Consider the following 5,371-nt stretch of genomic DNA (forward strand, 5'->3'; position numbering starts at 1 on the left):
GCCCACGCCCACTCCTTCAACGCCGCGGCAGCCCAATACGCGGCCAACCGCCCCTCCTATCCCCCCGCCCTCCTCGACACCATCGAGCAAGCAGCCGACCGCCCCCTCAAGGACGCCCGAGTCGCCGACGTCGGCGCCGGTACGGGCATAGCGACCGCCCTCCTCCAGGCCCGCGGCGCCAAGGTGATCGCGATCGAGCCCGGCGAGGGCATGGCGGCCCAGTTCCGCCGGTTCCTGCCCGACACCCCGGTCGTCCGCGGCGACGGCGACTCGCTGCCCCTGGCCACCGGCTCCGTCGACTTCCTCACGTACGCCCAGTCCTGGCACTGGACGGCCCCCGCCCGCTCCTTCCCGGAGGCGATGCGCGTCCTGCGCCCCACCGGCGCGCTGGCCCTCTGGTGGAACAACTCTGCCGCTGACGTCCCCTGGCAGGCGGAACAGATCCGGCGCGTGGAGAGGTTCATCGGCGGCGACGTCGCCGAGAAGCGACGATCCGGCCTACGAGCCCGTACGGAGGACGTCTTCGCCGGCGCCCCGTACCTGCCGCCGTGCACCCGGCACGAAATCCGCTGGAGCCGGACCGTCCCCCTGGACACCCACCTGGCCAACATCGGCAGCCAATCCGTCTTCCTGGTCCTGGGAGAAGAGGCGACGGCCGCCTTCTTCGCCGAAGAGCGGGCACACCTCCTGGAGGCCTTCCCGAACGGCCTGGTGGAGGAGAACTACGAGCTCGTCGTGCTCATCACCATCCGCCCCTGACTCCCGCGCCGGTCCGGCACTCCACCCCGCCGGTCCGGCACCCCGCCCCGGCTTGACGACTCCACCACCGAGGCGCATTATTCATCACATGATGAATAACGCGCCGAACCCACCCGACCCCGTAACAGCGAACCCCGCGGCGGCGGACTCCGCCGCGGTCCACGCCACCGCCCTCACCGTCACCCGAGGCCCCCGCCAGGTCCTCCGCGGCCTCGACTTCGACGTCCCCCGAGGCCAGATCACCGGCCTGCTCGGCCCCTCCGGATGCGGAAAATCCACCCTGATGCGGGCGATCGTCGGCACCCAGGCCAAGGTCACCGGCACCCTCGACGTCCTCGGCCTCCCCGCGGGCCACGCCACCCTCCGCTCCCGCATCGGCTACGTCACCCAGGCCCCCTCCGTCTACGACGACCTGTCGGTCCGCCAGAACCTGGACTACTTCGCGGCGATCCTCGACCCGGGCCGCGAGGCCGCCGACCGCCGCCACGAGAACGTCACGCACGCCATCTCCGACGTCGACCTCACCTCCCACGCCGACGCCCTCGCGGGCAACCTCTCCGGCGGCCAGCGCAGCCGCGTCTCCCTCGCCGTGGCCCTCCTCGGCACCCCGGAACTGCTCGTCCTCGACGAACCCACGGTCGGCCTCGACCCCGTACTCCGCCGCGACCTGTGGCAGCTCTTCCACACCATCGGCGCCGACCGCGGCGCCACCCTCCTCGTCTCCTCCCACGTCATGGACGAGGCCGAACGCTGCCACCGCCTGCTCCTGATGCGCGAGGGCGAGATCCTCGCCGACGACACCCCGGACGCCCTGCGCGCCCAGACCGGCGCCGACACCGTCGAGACCGCCTTCCTCCACCTGGTCGACCAGGCGATCAAGGCCGGCAGCCACCAGCCCCGTAAGGAGTCCGCCCGATGAGTACGACCACCACCCCCCGTACGAGCCCGGCCGCGTCCTCCGCGCCGAGCGCGATCAACCTCGCCCGCACCACCGCCACCGCGACCCGGGTCCTGCGCCAGCTCTGCCACGACCCGCGCACCATCGCGCTGATGATCCTCATCCCGTGCCTGATGCTCCTGCTACTGCGCTACGTCTTCGACGGCAGCCCGCGCACCTTCGACTCCATCGGCGCCTCACTGCTCGGCATCTTCCCCCTCATCACGATGTTCCTGGTGACCTCCATCGCCACCCTCCGCGAACGCACCTCCGGCACCCTGGAACGCCTCCTCGCCATGCCGCTGGGCAAGGGCGACCTCATCGCCGGCTACGCGCTCGCCTTCGGGGCGGTCGCCGTCGTCCAGTCCGTCCTCGCCACCGGTCTCGCCGTCTGGGCCCTCGGACTCGACGTCACTGGCTCGGCCTGGCTGCTCCTCCTGGTGGCCCTGCTCGACGCCCTGCTCGGCACGGCCCTCGGCCTGTTCGTCTCGGCGTTCGCCTCGTCCGAGTTCCAGGCCGTCCAGTTCATGCCGGCGGTGATCTTCCCCCAGCTCCTGCTCTGCGGCCTGTTCACCCCACGCCCCGCCATGCACCCCGTGCTGGAGGGCATCTCCAACGTCCTCCCCATGTCGTACGCCGTCGACGGCATGAACGAAGTCCTCAAGCACACCGACATCACCACCGACTTCGTCCGCGACAGCCTGATCGTCGCGGCCTGCGCCCTCCTCGTCCTGACCCTGGGCGCGGCAACCCTCCGCCGCCGCACCACCTGACGCCGGCCGCGACGGGGGCACGTCCCGCCCAGCGGACACCGCAGCCCACTCCACACGCCCGGTGCGAGGATGGGCCCCGGACGACGCACCCCCGGAGGGCAACCGAACATGACCCAGAAAGTCGCAGTGCTCGGCACCGGCAAGATCGGCGAGGCCCTGCTCAGCGGAATGATCCGAGCCGGCTGGGCCCCCACCGACCTCCTGGTCACCGCCCGCCGCCCGGAGCGCGCCAGGGAACTCCAGGAGCGCCACGGCGTCACCCCGGTCACCAACCAGGAAGCGGCCAAGCAGGCGGACACGCTGATCCTGACCGTCAAGCCGCAGGACATGGGCACTCTCCTCGACGAACTCACCTCGCACGTCCCCGCCGACCGCCTGGTCATCAGCGGCGCCGCGGGCATCCCCACCTCCTACTTCGAGGAACGCCTCGCCCCGAACACCCCCGTCGTCCGCGTCATGACGAACACCCCCGCCCTCGTCGACGAGGCCATGTCCGTCATCTCCGCAGGCAGCCACGCCACCGCCGACCATCTCGCCCACGCCGAGGAAATCTTCGGCGCCGTCGGCAAGACGCTCCGGGTCCCCGAGTCCCAGCAGGACGCCTGCACAGCGCTCTCCGGCTCGGGACCGGCGTACTTCTTCTACCTGGTCGAGGCCATGACCGACGCCGGCATCCTGCTCGGCCTGCCCCGCGACAAGGCCCACGACCTCATCGTCCAGTCCGCGATCGGCGCCGCCGTGATGCTCCGCGACAGCGGCGAACACCCCGTGAAGCTCCGCGAGAACGTCACCTCCCCCGCGGGCACCACGATCAACGCCATCCGCGAACTGGAGAACCACGGCGTACGGGCCGCCCTCATCGCCGCCCTGGAAGCAGCCCGCGACCGCAGCCGCGAACTGGCCTCCGGCAACAACTGAGGTCCTCGCCCGGCCGCCGTGCTCCTCCCGTGCTCCTCAGCCCGCAGGCAGCAGCCCGATCGCCCGGTACGCCGAGTCCACTCTCGGCCGAGCCATCTCCCTGGCCTTCTCGGCGCCCGCCCGCAGTACCCCCTCCACATACGCGGAATCGGCGCACAACTCCTTGTGCCTCTCCTGTACGGGCCTGAGGAGTTCCACCACGGCGTCGGCGGTGTCCTTCTTCAAGGACCCGTACGAGTCGTATGCCCCGGCCAGCTCCTCCGGGTCCCCGCCTTCGCAGGCCGCGAGGATCTCCAGCAGATTCGAGATCCCGGGCCGGCCCTCCCGGTCGTAGGCGACGTCCCGCCCACTGTCCGTCACGGCCCGCATGACCTTCTTCCGTACGACGTCGGGTTCGTCGAGCAGATAGACGATCCCGGGGCCCACGTCGTCGGACTTCCCCATCTTCGACGTCGGGTCCAGCAGGTTCATGACCCGGGCGGCCACCCCGGGATGCGTGGTCCGCGGCACCACGAACGTCCGCCCGTACCGCTGGTTGAACCGCACCGCCAGGTCCCGCGTCAGCTCCACGTGCTGCGACTGGTCGTCCCCCACCGGCACCTCGTCGGTCCCGTACGCCAGGATGTCCGCCGCCATCAGCACGGGGTACGTCAGCAACGACAGCCGCACACTCCCGCCCCGGGCCCGCTCGGCCGCCGCCTTCTCCTTGTACTGGATCATCCGGCGCATCTCACCGTCCGTAGCCACGCACTCCAGCAGATACGACAGCCGCGCGTGCTCATCCACATGACTCTGTACGAAGACGGTGCACAGCTCGGGATCGAGCCCCGCGGCCAGCAACAGGGTGGCCGCCTGCCGACTGAGCCGCTGCACGCGCCCGGGGTCGTGGTCCACGGTCAGCGCGTGCAGGTCGACGACGCAGAACAGCGCGTCGGCCTCGTGCTGGTCGACCGTGCTCCAGCGCCGCATCGCCCCCAGGTAGTTCCCCAACGTCAGGTGCCCGGTCGGCTTGACCCCGCTGAAGACCCGCTTCATTCCGCTACCTCCTGGTCGAGGCCGCCACCACCGTCGGCCGGCGCTCCAGGAAGGAGAAACAAGAACGGCCGCCGAGGCGGCGGCCGTTGAGTACACGCGTATGTACGGCCGCCGTCAGGCGGCCCACCACAGCTGGGTGCACGCGTGTGTAGTCATGCCACCCACCGTACGCCTCCGGGGTGATCCACGGCCCCAAGTTGACACGCCCTTGCCCGCTGCGTAGTGTCCTCCGAGTTGTCCGACGTGAGTGCCTGCTTCGGTGGGTCCCCGGACAGCCATTCCGCACCAAGCACACAGCGATCGACGATCCGTCGTCGGTTCGTTTTGATGCGTGTTTGCGAAATGAGGAATCCGCGTTCGAAAGGGCGCAACCCCGATTAGCTCGGGGGGCAGGATTCCGCTAAAGTCTCACTCGTCGGAACGGCCCAACAGCCGGGAGGACACCCCACTTCGACTGGGAATCGGGCCCGAAAGGTTCTGATAGAGTCGGAACCGCCGGAAAGGGAAACGCGAAAGCGGAAACCTGGAAAGCACCGAGGAAATCGGAACCGGAAACGGTCTGATAGAGTCGGAAACGCAAGACCGAAGGGAAGCGCCCGGAGGAAAGCCCGAGAGGGTGAGTACGAAGGAAGCGTCCGTTCCTTGAGAACTCAACAGCGTGCCAAAAATCAACGCCAGATATGTTGATACCCCGTCCATCACCGTTTGGTGGTGGGTGGAGGTTCCTTTGAAAAAGTCCTGCCGGGCGCAAGCACGGTAGGCGCATCAGCGAGGACGCTGTGAACAGTCTTCCTTATTCCGGTCGACTGTTCCGCTCTCATGGTGTGAACCGGATTACCGGTGAACATTCACGGAGAGTTTGATCCTGGCTCAGGACGAACGCTGGCGGCGTGCTTAACACATGCAAGTCGAACGATGAAGCCTTTCAGGGTGGATTAGTGGCGAACGG

The 5,371-nt window shown here is 69.0% G+C and carries 5 protein-coding genes and 1 rRNA gene; 5 read left to right on the forward strand and 1 reads right to left on the reverse strand.

All coding sequences use genetic code 11. The annotated features are described in order from the left end of the window. The 4 genes from AOK01_RS32975 to proC form a co-directional block, all read left to right on the forward strand. A partial coding sequence (locus AOK01_RS32975) for a class I SAM-dependent methyltransferase (protein WP_055518181.1) occupies window positions 1-759 on the forward strand: 759 nt, incomplete at its 5' end. Window positions 760-847: 88 nt separating this feature from the next. Continuing rightward, the gene (locus AOK01_RS32980; RefSeq protein WP_055518183.1) at window positions 848-1,678 is read left to right on the forward strand and encodes an ABC transporter ATP-binding protein; all 831 of its coding nucleotides are present in this window, start codon (window positions 848-850) and stop codon (window positions 1,676-1,678) included. Further along, window positions 1,675-2,469 (forward strand): ABC transporter permease, encoded by a 795-nt coding sequence (locus tag AOK01_RS32985; RefSeq protein WP_055518185.1) that lies wholly within the window; start codon window positions 1,675-1,677, stop codon window positions 2,467-2,469. Before AOK01_RS32980 ends, AOK01_RS32985 begins: the two co-directional genes overlap by 4 nt. A 108-nt stretch (window positions 2,470-2,577) precedes the next feature. Next, window positions 2,578-3,387 carry a pyrroline-5-carboxylate reductase gene (proC, locus tag AOK01_RS32990; RefSeq protein ID WP_055518186.1) on the forward strand — a complete coding sequence of 270 codons (810 nt, stop codon included), beginning with the start codon at window positions 2,578-2,580 and terminating at the stop codon, window positions 3,385-3,387. Between the two features lie 36 nt (window positions 3,388-3,423). Here the strand turns inward: proC and trpS are convergent, their stop codons facing one another. Next, window positions 3,424-4,422, reverse strand: a complete 999-nt coding sequence (trpS, locus tag AOK01_RS32995) for a tryptophan--tRNA ligase (RefSeq protein WP_055518188.1) — start codon at window positions 4,420-4,422, stop codon at window positions 3,424-3,426. 847 nt (window positions 4,423-5,269) lie between these two features. Between trpS and AOK01_RS33000 the strand changes: the two genes are divergently transcribed. Next, window positions 5,270-5,371, forward strand: a 16S ribosomal RNA gene (locus AOK01_RS33000); the annotation flags it as partial.

The sequence above is a fragment of the Streptomyces aurantiacus genome, from assembly GCF_001418335.1.
GTDB lineage: Bacteria > Actinomycetota > Actinomycetes > Streptomycetales > Streptomycetaceae > Streptomyces > Streptomyces aurantiacus.